We start from the raw sequence: 315 nt of genomic DNA, 5'->3' as shown, positions 1-315 counted from the left end.
CCGCCTCAAAGAAGTTCGAGACACACGTGTCTATCCAGCAACGTTCACAATGTGGAGCCAAATTGCGATCAGCGTATTGCTTCCACAACTGCTCCAGCTCACGGTTCAGACAGCGATATAAGACGGTCGTATCTCACCGATGGCATCCGACGTGACACCCTACGAGGTCGTCCACAGTTCAGAGAGAATGCGACCGTAGCAAACCCAACAACAGTCAACAAGACGCCGATAGTGCCACCTCGACCGTCACAGGGTAGACGTTTGGCCAGATCCTCCCTCAATCTGGCACAGCCATTAGTTTGCGGTAGAGACCCT

Origin of the sequence: Halorubrum sp. SP3, from assembly GCF_005435195.1 — an archaeon.
GTDB classification, from domain to species: domain Archaea; phylum Halobacteriota; class Halobacteria; order Halobacteriales; family Haloferacaceae; genus Halorubrum; species Halorubrum sodomense.
The sequence above is the reverse complement of the archived record's forward strand: the minus strand, read 5'-3'. Positions refer to the sequence as shown.